The 19714-nt window shown below is 54.0% G+C and carries 22 protein-coding genes; 18 read left to right on the top strand and 4 right to left on the bottom strand.

Features of this window, described 5'->3' with window-relative positions; all coding sequences use genetic code 11:
* Positions 1-4: 4 nt before the first annotated feature.
* From ACU6HM_RS06100 to ACU6HM_RS06030, 15 genes are all read left to right on the top strand, one after another.
* Positions 5-373 (top strand): hypothetical protein, encoded by a 369-nt coding sequence (locus ACU6HM_RS06100; protein ID WP_446763492.1) that lies wholly within the window; start codon positions 5-7, stop codon positions 371-373.
* Positions 374-528: 155 nt separating this feature from the next.
* The gene (locus ACU6HM_RS06095) at positions 529-1035 is read left to right on the top strand and encodes a Rha family transcriptional regulator (protein WP_446763491.1); all 507 of its coding nucleotides are present in this window, start codon (positions 529-531) and stop codon (positions 1033-1035) included.
* Between the two features lie 37 nt (positions 1036-1072).
* Positions 1073-1474, top strand: coding sequence for a DUF7370 family protein (locus ACU6HM_RS06090; RefSeq protein ID WP_446763490.1), 402 nt, complete (start codon positions 1073-1075; stop codon positions 1472-1474).
* Positions 1474-1791 carry a hypothetical protein gene (locus ACU6HM_RS06085; RefSeq protein WP_446763489.1) on the top strand — a complete coding sequence of 106 codons (318 nt, stop codon included), beginning with the start codon at positions 1474-1476 and terminating at the stop codon, positions 1789-1791. The genes ACU6HM_RS06090 and ACU6HM_RS06085 overlap by 1 nt, the downstream gene beginning before the upstream one ends.
* Before the next feature lie 83 nt (positions 1792-1874).
* Positions 1875-2198, top strand: a complete 324-nt coding sequence (locus tag ACU6HM_RS06080) for a hypothetical protein (RefSeq protein ID WP_446763488.1) — start codon at positions 1875-1877, stop codon at positions 2196-2198.
* Positions 2176-2550 carry a phage tail termination protein gene (locus tag ACU6HM_RS06075; protein WP_446763487.1) on the top strand — a complete coding sequence of 125 codons (375 nt, stop codon included), beginning with the start codon at positions 2176-2178 and terminating at the stop codon, positions 2548-2550. Before ACU6HM_RS06080 ends, ACU6HM_RS06075 begins: the two co-directional genes overlap by 23 nt.
* A gap of 9 nt (positions 2551-2559) precedes the next feature.
* Positions 2560-3303 (top strand): phage tail protein, encoded by a 744-nt coding sequence (locus ACU6HM_RS06070; RefSeq protein WP_446763486.1) that lies wholly within the window; start codon positions 2560-2562, stop codon positions 3301-3303.
* A 77-nt stretch (positions 3304-3380) separates the two neighbouring features.
* Positions 3381-3884: a DUF6246 family protein gene (locus ACU6HM_RS06065; RefSeq protein WP_446763485.1), complete on the top strand. Its 504-nt coding sequence runs from the start codon at positions 3381-3383 to the stop codon at positions 3882-3884.
* A gap of 66 nt (positions 3885-3950) precedes the next feature.
* Positions 3951-4475, top strand: a complete 525-nt coding sequence (locus ACU6HM_RS06060) for a hypothetical protein (protein WP_446763484.1) — start codon at positions 3951-3953, stop codon at positions 4473-4475.
* A gap of 54 nt (positions 4476-4529) precedes the next feature.
* The gene (locus ACU6HM_RS06055; protein WP_446763483.1) at positions 4530-7475 is read left to right on the top strand and encodes a tape measure protein; all 2946 of its coding nucleotides are present in this window, start codon (positions 4530-4532) and stop codon (positions 7473-7475) included.
* Positions 7472-7936 (top strand): hypothetical protein, encoded by a 465-nt coding sequence (locus ACU6HM_RS06050; RefSeq protein ID WP_446763482.1) that lies wholly within the window; start codon positions 7472-7474, stop codon positions 7934-7936. The genes ACU6HM_RS06055 and ACU6HM_RS06050 overlap by 4 nt, the downstream gene beginning before the upstream one ends.
* Positions 7933-8415 carry a DUF1833 family protein gene (locus ACU6HM_RS06045; protein ID WP_446763481.1) on the top strand — a complete coding sequence of 161 codons (483 nt, stop codon included), beginning with the start codon at positions 7933-7935 and terminating at the stop codon, positions 8413-8415. The genes ACU6HM_RS06050 and ACU6HM_RS06045 overlap by 4 nt, the downstream gene beginning before the upstream one ends.
* The gene (locus ACU6HM_RS06040) at positions 8412-8816 is read left to right on the top strand and encodes a hypothetical protein (protein WP_446763480.1); all 405 of its coding nucleotides are present in this window, start codon (positions 8412-8414) and stop codon (positions 8814-8816) included. Before ACU6HM_RS06045 ends, ACU6HM_RS06040 begins: the two co-directional genes overlap by 4 nt.
* On the top strand, positions 8794-11514 hold the full coding sequence (locus ACU6HM_RS06035; protein WP_446763479.1) for a host specificity factor TipJ family phage tail protein: 2721 nt from the start codon (positions 8794-8796) through the stop codon (positions 11512-11514). The genes ACU6HM_RS06040 and ACU6HM_RS06035 overlap by 23 nt, the downstream gene beginning before the upstream one ends.
* 236 nt (positions 11515-11750) lie before the next feature.
* On the top strand, positions 11751-13871 hold the full coding sequence (locus ACU6HM_RS06030; RefSeq protein WP_446763478.1) for a hypothetical protein: 2121 nt from the start codon (positions 11751-11753) through the stop codon (positions 13869-13871).
* A 26-nt stretch (positions 13872-13897) separates the two neighbouring features.
* Here the strand turns inward: ACU6HM_RS06030 and ACU6HM_RS06025 are convergent, their stop codons facing one another.
* A complete protein-coding gene (locus ACU6HM_RS06025) occupies positions 13898-15061 on the bottom strand; it encodes a hypothetical protein (protein ID WP_446763477.1) in 1164 nt (387 codons plus the stop codon).
* Between the two features lie 194 nt (positions 15062-15255).
* Here ACU6HM_RS06025 and ACU6HM_RS06020 point away from each other — a divergent pair, with 194 nt between their 5' ends.
* The 3 genes from ACU6HM_RS06020 to ACU6HM_RS06010 are packed head-to-tail and all read left to right on the top strand — an operon-like array spanning position 15256 to position 16529.
* Positions 15256-15714, top strand: coding sequence for a hypothetical protein (locus ACU6HM_RS06020; protein WP_446763476.1), 459 nt, complete (start codon positions 15256-15258; stop codon positions 15712-15714).
* Position 15715: 1 nt separating this feature from the next.
* On the top strand, positions 15716-16288 hold the full coding sequence (locus ACU6HM_RS06015; RefSeq protein WP_446763475.1) for a lysozyme: 573 nt from the start codon (positions 15716-15718) through the stop codon (positions 16286-16288).
* Positions 16281-16529, top strand: coding sequence for a hypothetical protein (locus ACU6HM_RS06010; protein ID WP_446763474.1), 249 nt, complete (start codon positions 16281-16283; stop codon positions 16527-16529). The genes ACU6HM_RS06015 and ACU6HM_RS06010 overlap by 8 nt, the downstream gene beginning before the upstream one ends.
* A 290-nt stretch (positions 16530-16819) precedes the next feature.
* Here the strand turns inward: ACU6HM_RS06010 and ACU6HM_RS06005 are convergent, their stop codons facing one another.
* From ACU6HM_RS06005 to ACU6HM_RS05995, 3 genes are all read right to left on the bottom strand, one after another.
* Complete coding sequence (locus ACU6HM_RS06005; protein ID WP_446763473.1) at positions 16820-18277, bottom strand: hypothetical protein; 1458 nt, start codon at positions 18275-18277, stop codon at positions 16820-16822.
* Between the two features lie 382 nt (positions 18278-18659).
* Positions 18660-19331: an SOS response-associated peptidase gene (locus tag ACU6HM_RS06000; RefSeq protein WP_446763472.1), complete on the bottom strand. Its 672-nt coding sequence runs from the start codon at positions 19329-19331 to the stop codon at positions 18660-18662.
* An 11-nt stretch (positions 19332-19342) separates the two neighbouring features.
* The gene (locus ACU6HM_RS05995) at positions 19343-19675 is read right to left on the bottom strand and encodes a hypothetical protein (RefSeq protein WP_446763471.1); all 333 of its coding nucleotides are present in this window, start codon (positions 19673-19675) and stop codon (positions 19343-19345) included.
* Positions 19676-19714: the final 39 nt, after the last annotated feature.

Raw genomic sequence — 19714 nt, 5'->3', positions numbered from 1 at the left:
GGGTATGGCGAAATATCAAGTCGTTCGTGCTTGGCACGGGGTAACCGTTGGTCAGGTAGTAGAGATGGAGAAGGTGCACCCATCTCTCAAGGCTAACGTCATCCCGTTGACTCAAGTGGCTCCAGCCTCTGATGAGGCCGGTGATCTCCTAAAGCAGGCCCAAGCGGAGATTGATGCGATGCGCGAACGTGCCCAAGCTGAGCTTGCGCAACGCGTGGAAGAAGCCAAGCAGGAGGCCCAGGCCGAGGCTGACCGCATCATCGGTGAAGCAACCGCCGAAGCTGAGCGTATCAAGCAAGAAGCACAGCAAAAGGCTGGGGAGCTGACGCCAGCAACGCCAGATGCGGCTAGTAAGCAGACGAAAGCCAAGTAACCGCCATCCAGGCGGTTTTTTTATGCCCGATCACTCGGGCAAACGCTTCTAAGCAACCTTAAATCGGTAGGTGCCGAGCCCGAGAGGGTGGAAGAGCTTTGAAAAGTCCGGGGCTGCCCATTGCGGGCGGCCCTTTTCTTTTCTGGGATCTAAAAATGACTCAATTTGAACCGCTTGTTTCTGTCGTCAGTGGCGAGCCGCTGGCATCCAGTCTGGTGATTGCCCGAGGAATGAAAGCCAATCACAGGAGTGTCATACAGTTGGTGCGCCAGCATGCTACGACTTTGCAGGAGTTTGGACCACTGGCATTTGAAATGCGTGTGGTGAAGCGCCCTCAGGGTGGTGGATCGCCGACCGAGTACGCAATGCTCAACGAGCAGCAGGCTGCATTGCTTATCTCGCTCATGCGTAATAGCGATGAGGTGGTCGCTTTCAAAGTGCGGTTGATTCGAGAGTTCTACCGTATGCGAGACGCCCTGAATCAGCGAACGCAGAACCTTTATCAGCAGCTCCAGGCCTTGGTGGCAGAAGAGGTATCTACGCAAGTACGTGCTTCGTTCGGCTCCCGCCTGATGCTAGAGCGAAAACGGGCCATCCCCGAGCTGCAAAAGCGACGTGAACGGCTGGAGCATGAAATCCAGCCATCTCTAACACTCAACTGACCCGGCCAAGCGCCGGGTTTTCTTTTTTGGGGACTACATGATCACCGCTGAGCAAGCCCAGCAATATCTGACGAGCCAAGGGATCAGCAAAGTCCCTGATTTCATCTTGGCTGCTTGGATTGAGCTGGCAAACAGCATCCAAGGATGCCTGGACGAACATTACACGCCAGCGATAGCGCTGCTGATTCAGTCCTATCTGTTGGCCCTCATGGCTTACGGCCAGGGTGATAAGTACATCAGTAGCCAAACAGCCCCGAGCGGCGCGTCCCGCTCCTTCCGATACCAAGGCTTTGCCGACCGGTGGCGCGGGATGCTTGGGCTACTGCGTGGCCTCGACAAGCATGGCTGCGCCACCGGACTGATTCCGCCTGATCCGACTGTCAAGGCCCATGGCGGCCTGTGGATTGCCAAAGGGAATTGCTATTCCGGGGGGCGCTGATGAGCGAGACAGCCAATTGGAGCTACACCAACACGGCCACCGTGAAGCCGTATGTAGGAATGGATGACTGGGGTGGAAGCGTTTTTGGTGACCCGTTCGAGATCGCCTGCACCTGGGCGGCCAAGTCGGAGCAAATGCGGGACTCGCTGGGCGCGGAGTTCGTAACGCGCAATCAGATCTATACCGAGGATCACCGACCGCGTTACTTGGATCTGGTCCTGCTCAATGGCTCAACTGACTGGCAGGAAATCCGGGCCGTGACCGGCTGGGATATGTCCTTCTTCGACGAAGAGCCTGACTTTCTACTGGTGACGTGATGGCAGTCCGGGGAATCAAGCAGGTTAAGAACAATATGCGCAGACTCCAGGCTGAGATCCAGGGGCGAAGGACGGAGGCAGCCGTGTACGCGGTCCTGTCCCAAGGGGGCGCGGCTGCCGCCACGATGACGCCGGTGGATACCAGCACCCTGATCAACAGCCACTTCGTGGAAATCAAAGCCGATGACGACAAGGTGACAGGCCGAAACGGCTACAGCGCCGAGTATGCCGCTGCTGTCCATTCAGCACCTGGCGTGCTCAAGGGCCAAGACCGTCCCGGAAACCGGGGCCAGTACTGGGACCCGAACGGTGAGCCTCATTTCTTAACAGCAGGCTTCGACCAGATCGCTGCAGATGTGCCGCGCATTTTAAGGAACGCATACCGTGCTTTTGATCGACGTTCGTAACTGGGTGGTGGCGGCTCTGCCAGCGGATTACTTGGCGATGTTCTCCTGGGTGGAGTCATCCAGACCCGAGGATGCCGCCAGCCGCTACTGCATCGTCCAGCAAACAGGTGGGGGTGGGCCTGTTGTTGAAACCCGCTATCCCCGTTTTCGTGTGGTGCTGCTGGGTAAGCGTAACGACCGCAGCGACGCGCAGAAGGTCATGACAGACACCGAGGCGCTGCTACAGGCAGCTATGGGCGATGCCGTGCCATGCGGTGCCGCCAGTATCCGAGCAATCACCGAGCCAGTCGGCCCGGGGTTCACCACAGAAAACCGGGCATGGGCTCAGGTTGATTTTGAGATCATTATTTAGGAGGGCCTAATGGCTACCTGCAAGAATCAGAAGTTTGTCGGCCGCACGGCCATTTTGGAATATGCCATTGGTTGCGGCGACGAAATGCCCGCCGCGGCAGACTGGAAACGCTTGGGCGCTATGCGCGCCAAAGAACTGACCATCGAATGGGAAACCACCGATGCGACGGCTGATGACTCCATTGGCGCGCTGCGTGAGAACCTGGCCACGTTCCAGACTTTGAGCGTATCTGGCGACGGTGTCCTGAAGGTTGCGGGCACTGGCGCTGCTGCCCTGATCGCGCTGACCAAGCACGTTATCAAGCCGGAAGCTACAGGCGGCGAGCCAGTGGCTTGGATTCGCCTTACATTTCCAGACTTGACGTTCACCTTCTTCTCGATTGTGACGAACATGTCGCGCTCTGCGCCTTATGACGATGTAGCCACCTACTCGTTTGAGGCCAGCGCGACTGCAAGTGACTTTGGTCTGATGGTGGAGGATACGCCAGATCCTGACGCTCCAGCCGTGGACACTGTGGTCGTTACTCCGGCTACTGCCAGTATTGCCGAGGGTGCTACCCGACAGTTGGCTGCTGCAATCACACCCACCGGCGCGGCCCAAGGCGTGATTTGGTCGTCTTCGGATACTGACACAGCAACCGTCTCTCAGACCGGGATGGTCACTGCCGTGGCAGCAGGTACCGCCACTATCACAGCAACCAGCACGGCAGACTCGGCTAAGAAGGGAGAGTGCGCCGTTACGGTGACCGCATGATGATCCTTACGGATGTCGGTGAGGTCGGCGTCCACGTAGGTGAGCGGGTGCATATCCTGCGCCCGTCACTCTACGCGATGTCGCAACTCGGTGAGCCACGGGAGATTGTGGAGCTGTTCGCCGCAGTGATGGGTGAAGCTCCAAGCCTGGTGGATGCGCTGGCGGTTGTACTGGTCTGCTCGGGGGAGGATTTGTCCGACCTGTTTGGCTGTGTGTCGGCTGAGGGTGATAAGCTGACCTACGAGCCAGGGCAGGTTGGGGGCGATGCTGTTGTGCTGCTGGCCCGCTGTCTGCTCAAGCACGGCATTACGGGCTCGTTGCCTGAACTGCCCCGGCCGGCCGATCAAGAGCCGGAGTATGTGCAGGAGTTTGATGCTCGTTCTCATGTCGCTATGGCTATGGCGCATCTTGGGGTTTCTGAACGGGAAGCCTGGCAGATGACCATGACCGGCCTAGTAGGGGCGCTACGTGCGAAGTTTCCGCCATCGCAGAATGATTCGCCTGGCGCAAAAGCTCCTAGCAAGGCCGAAATGGAAGAGGCGCTGGCTTGGCATGATCGGGTTCTGGCCGCCAGGGCTTAGCGTTGTCTAGCGTGGGCTTGCTACGTTGGGTAATATCTCCTTATTCATATAGATTGGAGAGGGGAGATGAAAGCACTAGCAGGGGCCCTATTGCTATCGGCCACATTTCTTGCGGGCTGTGCCACGACATCAGGTTTAGAGCCTACAGTCAGCAAGAGCGGTTTTGATGGCGCCACTGTTGTGAACATCGTTCCACATGGGAACACGTGCGCGGAGCACTGTACTCAGATCGGAGCGCAATGGAATTCTCAATCGCCGGCTAAGGCCATTCTGACCATTGGGGTGCTGGGGTATACCGGTTTCAGAAATATTGAGAAGGTTGAGCTGCGGATAGGCAAGGACGTTCGTGTTCTGGAACCCAATCCAGGCCTCACGCGCCACGTGAAAGAGCAGTACATGACTTTCTACGAGTCAAAAAAAGACTACACCGTCAATCTCGACTTGGTTCGCAACATCATTGCTTCTAATGATGTTTGGCTGCGAATTAGCACCAATGATGGCGTCATGGAGGATGCCATTGTTTCAGGAGCGCAAGATAGTAAGGGTTTCAATGCCCTGAAGCGTTTTATCGCTGAGGTCGATTCTCACTAATAAACTGTATGTTTTATATACCCGCTTCGGCGGGTTTTTTTATGGGCGAAAGAAATGGCTGAGAGTGTCGGGGCAATCTACTATACGGTCGAGGCAGAAACGGCCAAGCTGATTAGTGATCTGGAAAACGCTAATAAGCGCCTCGAAATGCTTGAGTCAGGCTTCAACAAAACAGATGCGTCCGCAAGAAAGGCTGATGTACAGCTCACTAAGACAGCCTCAGCCGTCAGAAATCTTGGTAACGAAGGGGCGGGGGCGGAGAGAAAGATTGGCGGTCTGGTAAAGATGCTGGGCGGTCTAATTGCTGTGCAGAGCATTGGCGGAATCATCAGTCTGGCAGAAGGCTACAACGAGTATGCCGAGCGTGTTCGCATGGCCACATCAAGCACCGATGAGTATGTCAAGGTACAGGAACGATTGTTGGCCACCGCAAATGGCACATATCGCGCCTTGTCCGAGGCCCAAGAGGTTTTCATCACCACATCGACCAGCATCAAGGCCATGGGATATAACACCGATGAGGCCTTGGATATTGTCGATTCACTCTCTTATTCTTTCGTGCGTAACGCCACATCAGCGGATAAGGCGAAGGGTGCATTGAATGCCGTTTCTTCATCCTTCGTTAGTGGCAAGGTAGGTGCACAGGCTTGGATGACTGTCACACAAGCAATTCCCACAATTGTGACTGACATTGCCAATGCCACCGGCAAGACGGAAAAAGAGATCTTGTCGTTGGGCGTGGCTGGCAACCTCACAGCGCGGGATCTGTCCGAAGGTCTGCGCAAGGCGCTGGACGAGAATAAAGAGGCAGCCGATAACATGGCCACCACCGTGGCCGATGCGTTTACCAATCTGCGCAATTCCCTTGCCGTCTATGTGGGCGAGGCTAACCGGGCCAGCGGCTCGACACAGCTTATATCCAGCGCAATCGTTTCCCTGGGCGAAAACATCGACCTGGTGGTCAAGTCGCTCATGCTGCTGGGTGCTGGTGCATTGGCTAAATACATTGCATCCCAAGGCTTGGCCACCATGGCCAGCCTTAAACAGGCATTGGCAGCACGACAAGAGGCCGCCACGGCATTGCAAGCCGCCCAGGCACGGAATGCGGCTGCCGTTGCGGCATTGGCCCACGCACGCGCTAATGTTGGACTCACGACAAGCACCACAGCACTTGCGGCAGCAGAGAAAGCGGCTACAGTAGCGGCCGCTGGCTTGGCCACAGCGCAACGGGCGGCCAGTGCTGCTAGCGTCGGTATGTTGGGCATCTTGGGCGGCCCAGCTGGAGTTATTGCAATAGCGGCCAGTGTGGCCGCTGGCTTTCTTTTGATGGGCGATAACGCGGACAAGGCGGTCAAAGATATTGACGAATTGACTGGATCGCTTGATGGCCTTCATCAAAAACAGCTTGAACTGAGAAAGCTTGACCTAGAAGAAGCCATAAGGAAAAACGGGGAAGCGCTTGAAGAAACGTCAGTGAGTTTTAATGCTCTGCGCAAGGATTACGAGGATCTGCACGCACAGCTTGGGCGTGGCGTTTCCGACGACGATCTGAAAAACCTCACGCACACCATCACTGAGCAGGAGGTGGAGTTAACCAAGCTGGCCGACAAGCATTCCCGACTTGAAACGGCGCTACTCAACGTGAATTCGGCTCTGCAGCAGGCCGCGGCCTCACAGCGAAGCCTGAATCAAGCGATGGATGACAGCCCCACGGACGACTATTTAAAGCGCTTGGTGGACCGAAAACACGCCCTTATTGATGGGAACAGCGCCACGAAGCAGGCAGAGCGCTATATCAAAACCCTGAACAACGTCACGCCGGAGCGAATAGAGCAGATCCGAAAGGAAGCAGCGGAAATTGATCGGCTTGCGGCAGCACAGCGAAAAAGCACCCAAAGCCGTGGGGCTGGTAAAAAGGCCGAAACAGAGGCTGAGCGCTCTTACAAGCAAAACTCTGAAAGCTTGCGCAAGATGGCTGAATCTTTCGCGCTGGCCCACTTAGAGGGGGAGCAACTCGCCGTAGTCCAGGCGCGACTATCTTTAAATGACTATGCCACTCCTGAGCAGATCGAGAGTGCAGAAAAACTAGCGGTAGCGTTGCATAAGGTCAACGAGGCTCAAAAACTTAAAACCAAAGTTGGTGATGATCCTCAAGCTTATATTCGTGGGACTGATGACCCGTTGTCAGGTGGAGCATTTGATGACCAAGTGGCGCGCTATGACGCTGAGGCCATTAAAGAACAGGAACGGCATGAGACTTCACTTATTCGGCTACGGGAGGCAATGGAAGCGCAGAAGCTCACGCTGACAGAGTACTACTCACAGTTTGAGGGCCTGACCGAAACTCACAACGCCCGTATGGGGCAGATAGATGCTGCTCGGCAATCGACGATGCTCAGTACTTACGGATCTGCCTTCGGCAGCATAGCTAGCTTGATTCGAAATTCCCAAGGTGAGCAGTCGGGAGCGTATAAGGCTATGTTCGCTGTGACGAAAGCATTTGCGATTGCTGATGCTGGGCTGAAGCTCAATATGGCGATTATGCAAGCTATGGCGGACCCCACCGCTTTGACGCCTATGCAGAAACTTGCAAATTACGCTGCGATTGCGTCGGCGGGTGCTGGGCTGCTGTCCAGTTTGTCATCCGCGTCGTTTGGTGGCCGCCAATACGGCGGCCCCACACAGCCAGGCAAGATGTACCGTATCAACGAGAACGGGGCGCCAGAGGTGTTTAATGCGGCAAACGGTCAGCAGTTTATGTTGCCCAACACCCGTGGTCATGTCGTTAGCAACAAGGACGCGTCTGTCTCTAAAGGGGGCGAGGGCGCACCGCGCATCACGCTGAATCTGATTGAGGATGCCTCGCGTGCTGGGCAGGTAGATCAGCAGCAGTTAAACGACGAGCATATTTTAAATGTGTGCGTTGCCAGCATCAGAGGCGGCACACAGATGGCGGGCGCTATTGAAGGTACGTACGGATTGCGGAGACAGGGGCGATGATAGAAACCAACATTGATTTCCCTAAAGGTCTCCCGAATGGACTCCGGGCAGACCACCAGGCCAACCATGTTCAGCCGTTCCAGCGTACGACCATGGCTGATGGGCGGGCACGGCAGCGACGTCGTTTTAGCTCCGTGCCCAGCATGCAGACCTTTACCTGGATCTTCAAAGCCAATGAAGCCGCGCTATTTGAGGCGTGGTTTCGGGACTCCATTAAAGACGGGGCAGAGTGGTTCAACATCAAGCGCCTGACCCCGCTGGGGATGTCTGTGCTGGTGTGCCGCTTTTCCAGCATGTACCGGGGACCTGTGCTGCTTGGCGTGGATCGCTGGCAGTTCTCTGCGGAGCTGGAAGTGTGGGAGCGTCCTCTGATGCCGGTCGGCTGGGGCGAGTTCCCCGAGTTCGTGTTGGGGGCGAGCATCATTGATATTGCACTTAATCGGGAGTGGCCAAAGGCATGAGTGTTTTAGAGATTGTGTATGCCAGCGCTCCGAGCGATTCGATGCTGCTTTATACGCTTGAGGTTTCCGCGCCGGGCGTGACGCCGGTTCGGATCGTTCAGGGGTATGAAGATCGGATGCTCGGAGTGGACGGCCAGCTTGTGTTGTTTGAGGCGGCAGCCGTTGAGTTGTCGCTGCCGTCGCGTAACGCATCAGGGCAGCAGACTTTGCGGTTTGGCATTGCCGGGGCCAACGATCGAATCCGGCCTATTGTCGATGCCATGCTTGAATCCGGGGAGATGGTGACGCTGACAAGCAGGACGTACTTGGCCAGCGACATTACGGCACCGGCAGAGCGGCCGTATGTCATGACTGTGCTGAGTGGGCAATTTGAGAACGGCACGTTTGTGGCGGAGGCCAGTTACTACGACTTGCTCAATACCGCCTGGCCGCGAGAGCGCTACACGGCAGAGACAGCACCGGGGATTCAGTGGCTATGACGATTGATGACTTTCTACGTACGCGGTACAAGCCGTTTGGCCGCACCGTTCCGGAGTTGGACTGCTGGGGGTTGGTCAGGTTGGCCAGAACTTCGCTGTTCGGCAGGGCCATGCTGCCAAGCTACTCGGAAACGGACCCTGACGATAAAGCGGGCCTCACCACGGCGGCCAGCGAAGTGCGTGAGCAGGGCGGGTTCAACGAAGTGCAGTCCAGGCCCGGCGCTATCGCTACCGGCTGGCGCGCACGGCTCTGCGTGCATGTCGGGCTTATCGTAGAGGCGGACGGCAGACTCTGGGTGCTGGAGACGGATGTCGGCACGGGCCCAACGCTCACCAAGATCAACGCTTTTGAGGCCCGCTACACGCGGGTTGTTTTTTATGACGATCAGAGTCTTTCTTAGCGGGACGTGTGAACAGCCCTGCGAGACGTATGAATGGACCGGCACTATAGCCGGTTTTTTTGCGTCCAAAGGTTTAGCTTATACGCTGGCCGAGCTGCCCAAGTCGCACGTTACGGTCAATGGACAGGCACTGTCGATGCTGGAATGGGCGGATCGTCACTTGGCTGCTGATGATGACGTGGAAGTGCGCCTGATTCAGCACGGTGGAGTGTTCTCGGGGCTGGGCAAGTTGCTAGGAAGCATTTTCAACTTTGCCTTTGGTTGGTTGATGCCAAAGAGCGGGAGCCAGAACTACGGCTCTCCAGAACAAGGACAGCGTCTTGAGACGACTTCAGCCAAAGCCAACCAAGCAAAGCTAGGCGATGTCGTGCCTGAGCTGGCTGGCCGCTTCCGTCGTTTCCCTGATTATTTGACGCCACCACGCCGACGTTTCGTGAACTGGCGCGAGCAGTGGCTGGAGTTCCACGCATGCATCGGGCCTGGCCAGTACCAGATACATAACGCAGACGTGAAAGTAGGGGACACACCGTTCTCTGCCTTGGGCGCGGACGGCTCCTATGCTATCTACGGCCCAGGGGCGGATCTGTCGGGAACATCTACACACGAGCACTGGCACACAGTGCCGGCGGTCGGCGGTACATCTTCGGGCACGGCAGGTCTGGAAATGTCCACGGAGATGGCAAATCGGGAGAACACGCAGCCAGCAAGTTATTCGTTCGATGGCAGCTATATCTGGCGCTCTTCCGAGAGCGAGTTCCCTCCAGGCTGGGGGGCTGGAACACTGGTCAACATTCGCTTTCCGCAGCAATTTGAGGTGACTCGGGAAAGTCCGCCTTTTCTTCCGCAACGCAACCGATTCACAGGCGCTTTCAAGCACCTAATGCCACTGGGCGGCTTGGGCGCGAACGGTCTTTTTATGGAATTCAACAACCAACGATACGAGGTGGTTGTCGGCTCTATGGATTTGGATGAGAACGGGGATGGTTGGATCGAACTCGCCTTTCCACGAGAGAATCCAGAGGAACCAATTTCTTGGGTCAATTTTGTTCCGTTAGGTCAGCAAACGCTTGTATTCCAGCGGTCTCCAGTTCCACGCTATTCAATCCAACAATACTCTTCAGACAACATCGTTGTGTGGCGTTTGCAGCCCAACGGCCAGAGCGATCCGACTTGGCTTGGCTTCCCGCAAGTGACCAGCTCAGAAGCGACAGTGACGTTCAATGGCGGCACAGTCTATGGGGAGTGGAGCAGCGAGTTCGTAGCCACGCCTGGTAAAGAAACGACGACCGGCATAGAAATCGATTTCTTCTTTCCAAATGGGCTGGGATACATACGAGACAATGGTGATGTGACCGCTCAAGGACTGGGCATCGAAATTCAGTACCGCAATGCAGAGGGCGGCCCACGCACGACGATCAGCAAGTGGTATGAGAACTGGACGCTGGACCAAATCGGGATTACCGAGTCGATCAATGTTCCGCAAATGCGGCCGTCTGTCCGTGTTCGACGGGTGGGCGCTAGCGCTACGTCAACGCAGGTCAAAGACACGATCCAGTGGTACGGCCTGAAAAGCCGTCTGCGGACGCGAACAAGCTACCCGCGCTGGACCACCATGGCCGCCTGGCTGCGGGTCGGTGGGCGCCTGGGTGCGCAGTCGGAAAACCAGATCAACGTGGTCGCTACGCGGATGCTGCCAGTTCTGCAAAGCGACGGCACTTGGTCTGCGCCACAGCCGACGCGGGACATCTCTGCGTTTGCGCGCTATATCACCGGCTCGATCGGGTACTCAGACTTGAATCTGGATGCCGACGAGCTGCAGCGATTGGATGCAATTTGGAAGGCCCGAGGTGAAACGCTCGATCATGTGTATGACCTGACGACGGCTCAAGATGCCCTGAAACTTGCTTTCCGGGCCGGATTCTCGGAGCTTACCGTGTCGCATGGCCTGATTCGTCCGGTTCGCGATGATGTGCGCATGCAGTTCGAGCAAAGCTACTCACCGCTGAACATGACCAAGCCATTGCGTGAAAGCGTGAGTCCTCGTAAGCCCATGGACCCGGACGGGGTGGAGGTCGAGTACATCGACGCGGAGACCTGGACGTCAATGACGGTGAAGTGCCTGCTACCAGGTGATCAGGGGTTCAAGCTGGAGAAGTTAAAGCTCGATGGCGTGACGGACCGGGTTCGGGCTTGGCGAATCGGTATGCGCCGGCGTCGAGAGCAGGCCTATCGAAACCGTGAGTACAGCTTCGGCACAGAAATGGACGCTTTCAACAGCGAGTACCTGTCTTATGTGCCGCTGTTTGACGACGAGCCAGGCAATGCGCAGATGGGGCTGCTCACTGATATCGGCCCAGCCTCGGGTGGCGCACTGCTGCGCATCAGTGAGCCTTTGCGCTGGGTTGCCGGTGCGCCGCATTCTGTGGGATACCGGACTCCAGAGGGCAAGTTTGTCGGCCCGTTCGTTGCGCAGCCTGGACCTGACGACTTCTCGATCATTGCCGATATTCCGCAGCCCTGGCCAACGGTTAGCCTGAAACATGAGCTTCCACATATCTACTTTGGCCTGACGGCAGACTGGATAAAGCCAGCTCTAATCACGAACATTCAGGCCCGTGGCACAGATGCTACTGATGTGACTGCAGCAAACTACGACGTACGTGTGTACGCCGATGACAACAACAATCCGCCGGATTAACCCCGGCACCAGCATCAATCAACCCGCTTCGGCGGGTTTTTTTATGGGCGTTTGAAATGACGACATACGAAACGGGAAATCCGATTGGGAGCGCAGACCCCAAAGACCTATATGACAACGCTGAGAATCTAGATACGGCTTTAAACAGTCAGAGCAGTACGTGGGCGGATCGATTTGGAGTTACTCGCCCTACGTATCAGTCGGCCATAGACCCCACAGGACTAGTTCAGGACGCTGTGGGCGCGGCGGTAAGGGCAGAGGCGGCGGCGGATGCCGCAGCAGTCGCCGGGCGCGTATTTGATACGCCAGAAGATGGTTTGGCCGAAACCGGTATAGGCCAATACTTCAGCGTTCCTGCATCTGATGCACAGGACGCTTTGATTCTGTATCGAAACAGTGGTGGAAATGCTATTGAGATTAAGCGGTACCCGAGCACTTTATTTGACTCCTTAACCGCCAATCGTGGAAAAAACTACCCTCTACGTCCGATGGTTCGTGATGGCGTCCTTTCTGATCCTTCTCCTGTCTGGAATGGGTTCGTGCTTGATGCCCAAGTGCTCAACGCCCAACCGGGAAAGTTGTATCAACTTAGTTATTACCAGAATGGCGCAGTCGTCGGCACGGCAGGCTATGGCTGGGTGATTCGCGAATTTGACGAAGCGACGTATGCGACGGCGGCTGGGGAGGGGCGGTTCATTGTTAACTATAACGATGCCCTGCAGATGCCGGTAGACCGTAGCCGCGGCATACAGCAGATTCGTCTCCGAGGAACTGACGGTGTAGAGGTCCAGCTTATCGTAGATCCAGCGGGGTTGCCTCCAGACGGCACTCCGATCAATAGCAATACATTCCCAACACATCAGGCGTGGTCGTGGGTAATAGACCCAGCGCTATATATGGTAGTGAAGCCTGCATGTCTAACATTGCGGAGAAACACCGTTCGCAGTGTAGGGAATGATTTCCTGAATAAAGCACTTTTGAATGTGCGCGTTATTGGTGCTCGTCCTGGGAAACTGTATGGGATCCGCTACTTTAAGAATGGGAGCACAGCCTTGAGCGGCCCGCCAGACGGCTGGGTCATTGAAGAGCAAGACGCTACTGAGTACGCCGCGTCTGGGTCCGCTCTGGTGGTGGTGAACTATACAGATCCAGCCCCTGATGTCCCTCGTGGCGGCGTACGTCTCCTGACTCTGGATAGTCAGGTGGTTGAAGGTTTGCGGTTTGTGGTGACATTAAACACTGACGAGCTACCTGTATACGGCACAGCCGTGCGCATGAACGGTCCCACTTGGCCAGGATACTCCTGGGCGATAGATCCGAAGTGTTACTCCGTGCGTCCTGATGCTATAGGATCGCGGCTGAACTGGCGTACCACGGCTGACAAACGAATGATTGTTACCTACCAAAGTGGAGATTACTGGTATCGGATGACGATCGGCCCCAATGGCCGGAATGCGCTGCCGAATGTTAGCGAAATTGCGATCGCTCCGCGTACTGGACGAGCAGCCGGCGCCTTCACGGTTCTGTGGTCCAGCGTTACCGATTGGCTGCCGCCGCTCAGGGTCATGGCTCAGCAGAATGGCGTCCCATTACCGAATGGCCGTATATTCACGGGCGGTAACCACGGTAGTGATGGCAGTGGTGGAGGGGAGGCGACCGCAGCAAATATTATGTGGGACTGTATTGTTGACGGTGCGGCTGTCCCTTGGGCTGAGGCTACCGGCATGGCATCTCGAATTGAAATGCGCATTGCTAACGATGTTATGGCCGCAAATACAATTGCCACAGAACCTCCTCGATATGTGTTGCGTGAGCATTTCCGGCTTGTGGCAACGGCGGCGGGGATTGGGCTGTCTGCGCGGCGTGTCGCGAACGAGGCGATAGATGTCATCACTGACTACGGCGTGCAGGCGACGACGGCGGGTTTTCAGGGCGAGATGCTGTATGTTGGCGGTTTAGATGCATCCTGGATTCCGTATTCTGCGACAACTGATAGCGGTGCGAAGTCGCTTTCGCCTGATGCCTGGGCTGTGGCACTTCGCTCTGCGAACGGCCAGCTCTTACTTTGGCAGGATCGTCAGTACGAGGCGGGTGATGGGCGGTATGTTGCAGACGATTGGCCTATTCTGCGAGCGGGTGGAACGACACATAAGGTTTATGGGGGCCTGATCGGAAACGCCGCAGGAAATACAGCTATATCGTTCATGGCGGGCTCGGCTTGGTCCTGGCGTGGGGGTTGGTCTATTCAATCGCCTGGTCTGGCACCCACGGCGATGGACGCTGTGGCGCAATTACAGACCACTCAAGAAGTACTTCAAACTTTTATTTCAGATGCTCATGCTTGGGTGGTTATATAAGCTTGTTGTGTTTTTTAGACTTTTGTCTAAAGTCTGTATATTACCTCTGCGTCGTGAAGAATAAATTCATCTGGGCTTCTGAATTTAACCAATCCTATTGAGATATTTTCTATGTAATTCGGAAATTTAAAGGAATGAACCATTACCGCCCGCTTTCCTGATTCAGGGATTTTTAGGTATCTGTAGTATCCTACGTGTTTTGAATTGGTGAGATTGTATGATTTTTCATCTTCTGGGCTAATTTTTTGATTTTTTCCAAAATCAAATTTAGCCAGAAAGCAATTGTGTTCTGCTTTTCCTAAGTTTTGAATATCAGTGATTAGTGTTAGTTCTTTTGGTTCTTTTGGTTTTAACTCTTGGCAGCTAGAGATGTTTATTTTTTCTATCTGTATTGCTTTTTTATTAATGGGTGTGAAATAATTTAAAAGGTGCTGGGTTATTGTTTGTGCAATATGATTTGAGCCTAATTCATTTACATGTACGTCATCATAGAATGAAAGCTCGGGATAATCTTTCACTTCAAGATAAGTGATTTCATTTTCTGAACAAAAGGACTCAACCATACTATTCATTGATTCAATTGCATTGTTGGGTGAGCGATAAATAGCCCCGAATACATGTAGCCTAAAGTTAAATTCTTCGCAGAAAATTTTTAATAGCTTTAAAAAAGATAAAAGGCTTTTTTTATTTTCTTCATAAAAACCTTTTTCTGTATTGTCAGAGGTTAGGGGTAATATATTTGTATATTGCCTAAAATTATTTAGATAGCCGCCAAGAAAATTGAGGGCGTGGGAGTCATTGGAGGGAATAAAAAATAATATTTCTCCATTTTTTCCAATTAATTTATTTATTATGGTATTGAAAATGTTTAATGTGGTACTTCCTGAAACTCCCATATTATACAGGCTGCAATTTATTCCTTTTTGTAGTAGTTTTTTTTGTGTTAGAAAATTTATTCTTTTGTTGAAATCGCAATAAATATTTTCTATCGATGAGTCGCCTACCAAAAATATATTTTGATCTTCTTTTTTGTGGGGGATTGCGTTGGATAAATATCCATTGCTATCGGTAAGCCTCAGATAGCCGTGATTTGTACTCAAGCCAGTTCTATTCTTTATATAGTTCTCAGAGGGGAAAAGGTATTCATTTAAAAAAGGTGTGAACTCTTTGATTCTGATCGATCTTTTCATGTTGGCTTGTGACTGCAGGCGTCGCGCTGACAAAGTTTTATTGAATAGGAGAGGTGGCCCCAGTAAGGTCGACAATATTACCAGTTATTACGGTGGAGTGAGAGGGTTAGGTTTAGGCTCCATCTGAAGTATTTAGCCGCACAAGCGGCTTTTTTTACGTCTGCTGATTTTGCAGCACATCACGGGAGACAGCCATGCCGACCGTTATCAAGGGGAAAAGAGTGGAACCAACAAGCGGAGCTGGTGCAGGTTGGGCAGCGGTAAAGGTGGCCATCGCGTTTGGGGCGCCCGCAGCGATCGCTGCGCTTATTGGCGTGTTGATTATGCCGCCCAGGACGGTACGGGAGTTCATCAGTCGTACAACATGTACGGTGCTGAGCTCATTCATCCTGGGGCCGCTGTTGACTATTTGGGTGATCTCCTGGCAGCCAGGCTTATTGGCGCAAGCTGTGCAGGTGGCTGCCCATACCGGGGTAGCCGAGGATCTGCACAGTCTTATGGGCCTGTTCTATGTGATGGGACCGTGCATGCTGATAGCAGGGCTTCCGGCCTGGTGGGTGTTGGGAGCATGGATGCGATGGGCGCAGCGTATGCAGGAGCAAGGCATTCCAAATTGGGTTGCTGAAATGAAAGGGAAAATTTTGGGGAAGTGAAATGCAGAAATTGATTGATGTGATCCTGGGCCTGTTGGCCCTTTTTTTTCGTCCGCAGAAAGCGGAGCCTGTGCCGGCGCCGGTCGAGCCGAAGCCGATCGGCATGTCCGCCGACGGCTCGGCCATCCTGCGGTATTTCGAGAGCTGCCAGCTGGAAGCCTACTGGGATGCCGACGGCAAAGTGTGGACCATCGGCTGGGGTGATACCGGCCCCGACGTCGTAAAAGGCTTGCGTATCACTCAGGCTGAGGCCGACGAGCGGTTGCAGCGCCGGCTGGCCCGCGAGTTTGTGCCTGGGGTGTTAAACGCGCTGACGCGTCCAGCTAGCCAAGCCCAGCTCGATGCCATGGTAGATCTGGCCTACAACATCGGCGTGGGAGCATTTCAAAGCTCTACTCTGGTGCGCCTGTTCAATGCCGGCGACCAGGCCGGTGCTGCTGAGCAATTCCCACGCTGGAACAAGTCAGGCGGCAAAGTGCTGTTGGGCCTGCGCCGCCGTCGCGCTGCAGACCGCGCTCGTTTCTTGGGCGCGTCAGGGGCTGAGGCAATCAAGATAGGAGCGGCCATTGTTTAAGGCGCTATTTTCTAAGCTGGCAGGCTGGCTGGGGCTGCTAGGTGGCCTGGCCCTGGCCGCGCTGGCGCTGCTGCAGGTCGGGCGGCGTCAGGGCAGGGCTCAGGCAGAGCAGAAACAAACAAAGGCGGACATGGCCGTAGTGGAGGTAGGACGTGATGCAGCTGAAACGATTGAGCGCCTGGATGACGGTGCTGTGCGTGATCGCGCTCGCCAGCGGATGCGGGACACCCAGGGGCGGTAACTACTGCGCTGCCGCACAGCGTCCGTTTCAGTGGCACTCTGATGCAGAAATTGATGCTACGCCAATTCGCGTGCTGCGCTACGTGGAAACAGACGCTAAGACCTGGGTAAGTTTGTGTCAAAAATAAAGTAGATGATCCTTGGTGCTGATGAATGCGAAAGACTCAAAAGCTCGGGCTGTTTCTAATACAGTAATTGAATCCATTGGCATTGCTTGTCCTTGTTCAATTGAGTCAAAGTTGGCGGGGACAGGACCGATCCTGGATGTTTTTTTGCAATTACATTACTGTGCTAGGTTGCTGCATGCGGTAAGAAGTATTGTTCGAATGTTTTAAGTAAAGGTCTATCATTCACATCTTTGACTGCCTTGCGCAATGCATCGCCTTCAATAATTTCGATTCTGAATTTCCTGGCATTGGCTAGCCGTGTCATTTTTACTCGTTCGTGCGCCTGAGTGGACAACTTTCCGCTTGTCCACAGTTCAAATAGTGGGGGCGGGCCGGACCAGCCTAAGTTGTTAAGGTGCTGGCGCACTCGCGTAATGCGTGTGGTCAACCACAGGCCAACCTCAGCATCATCTACTAATGAGCTGGGATCAATACCCTTACACTCGATCATATGTGCCTCAATGCCTTCATTCAAATGATAGACATCTACTTCAGCAGTGCCATCTTCGCCCTTGCAAATTTTGTTCAATTTAACCGGACCAGCAGCTTTTTTTCGTACGACTTCGGCCACTAGCAGTTCGAAGAACGCGCCCCTCATGTTACCGACGGCCCCTTCTAGCTTTCCGAACCTAGAGAAGAGCTTGTCAAGTTTCTCCGGATCAACGAGGCCCTTTGCGGTTTGCTGTAGAGTTTTGATTAACTCACGAAAGCCTTCAGCTACCTCTTCGCCGAAGAGAGACTTCGGCGTGGCCGGCATGATTCCAGCAGAGCGTAACGCTTTAAATGCCTCTGCCTCGTAACTATGTGCTATCGAGATGAATATAGTACGCCCGATATTCTTTAACGCTGTTAGCGACTGCACTTTGTGCAGAAATGGCTCGACATGCTTTAGTTGTGCATTTTCGATTAACAGCACATCGCATACGACATATCCGGATTTAATTCCGTCTTTTTGTCGTGTTACTACAGATGTGAGGTAGCTGGGAGCGGTCAAGTCCCAGGCGAACGGTCCTACGCTAGGCATGTCGGCTGCTCTTGTACGTACAAGGTTGAAGCTCACCATGGCCAAGTGTTTCAGCCACTCGCGAACGCTGTCTAGCAGAATTGTCTCCGCAATGAGGCGAGATCTAATGTCTACGGCCAGCTCATCTAAGTTCTGCTGATGAGACTCATACATTTTCTTAGTCATCACGCATGGTCCTAGCCCGGGTAACGTCTGTTCGACTAAGACGTTCGCGGCAATCATACGGTCGAGCACTGCACTTGCAGAGAGTTGCTTCTTTTGAGCAATCGGTGCGCCGCATGCACCTAAGAAGTGGTTCTTTTGGACAACTTTGCGAGCTAGGACTGCACCCAAGGCGCGTGCATAGGGACCGTTAGTCGCGAATATCGCGGCATAAAGGTTTTCCCAATACCGTGGGGAGGCGTAGTCGTCCTGGTGATATAGAAATCTAGCTTTGCGAGCGAAGGGCAAGTGTGCAAGTCGCTTGATCTGGGAGGGTGCGCGGCTGACTCGTTGACGTGCTGCAGTTGGCGTCAGCTTATAGTGGGCCACCAAATAGTCGGTTAGGTCAGTGCTCATGCACGGCCCGAGGCTTTTTAGAATGTCGGCTAGCATATGCAGGGTTCTAATGTCACAGAGCGCTATTTATAACATATCACTACGTGGGGCTGTCTTTTTCTGTGGTTGTGGTTTAAGTTGTTTATAAATCAATGGCTTATGGTGGGAAAAAAAGCAAAATTACGGACTTCTGTCACAGTGGCTACGTTAGCATGGCCTTAGCCTTCTCTTTTTGGTAACGGCCGATCCACTCTTAGTTAGTTTGTTTTAACTACTTAGGTGTCTTGTATTTGAGATCTAATGCTCAAATGTAGTCGCCGTCAGAATGAAAAAAAGTAGTGCCGGAAAAGGCGTTTTGAGAGCTTTATTCTGGTGTTGTCCTGGATGACTTGTGTTATTGGGGTTAGGTGGAATTGGGCAGGCTAGCATTCGGTGCTTGGTATTTCACATTGCTCATCTGACGAGTAACCGGGTGCCATTTGAATGCAGTCTCTGGCCGCGCTGTGCTTAGTAGTTCCAATGCTGACTCGATGCTTGTGCTTGGCGAAGCCCATTCTCTGGCCGCGTCGGGTGCCATAACTATTGGTCGTCGGTCGTGAATATCGACCATCCCGCCGGCGCTGGCGTCGGTGACGATAGCAAATCCGTGTTTAACATCATCGTCTTTACCTGGCTGCCAGGCCGTGATCGCGGCCATGAAGAGAGGGGCCCCGTCTTTCCCATGGATGAACCAAGGCTGCTTATCACCAGTCTCCCCTGTCCATTCGAACCACCCATCTGCCGGCACAAGCACACGTTTGCCGAGTAGGCCGCGCCACATGGGCGACTTCTTCAAGATTGTGTCCAGGCGGGCATTGATTACCGGTGAACGCTTATACCACTGAGGCTTATAGCCCCAGAATAAGCGGTCTATTTGATCACTGCCATCACCTAGTTGGTGGAGGACGATGGGGTGTGTACCAGGCGGCACGTTGTATTTCAGGCCGCCTGCCAGCTTGCCCAGGTCGTGGGGATTCCAGTTCATTGACTCTATATAGTCGACCGGTTCGCGGGCCTGTCTAATTCGTCCACACATGCATTTCTCCATCAAGGTTTGGTTGCTGGATCTTGCTTGTAGCGCTTTAGGTAGTATGCCATGTCGCCGTCCCGGCCCTGGGTGCGATGAGGGAAGTTGAGTCGATCCCGATGCTCTGAGGCGCGCATGTACCCCTGAACGGCATTCTCCATTTTGAGTGCTTCAAAGAGTGGGTTGAGGCGGTGCATGTTCTCGCCCAGGCCGCTCAAAGGCATGGTGCCCAGTATGGAGTAGGTCAGCACGGCCAGTTCGCGTAGGCGTTTTACCTCGCGCAACAGGTTCATCACGTCCTGATTGCGCCGGTTGCCTTCTTGGATGGCTTTCAGTTCGCTGTAGGTAAGCATAGAAATTGCTGTATAAAAAAACAGTAATTTAGCACTTAA

Source organism: Alcaligenes sp. RM2 (genome assembly GCF_052931795.1).
This window is presented reverse-complemented; position numbering and strand designations above follow the sequence as displayed.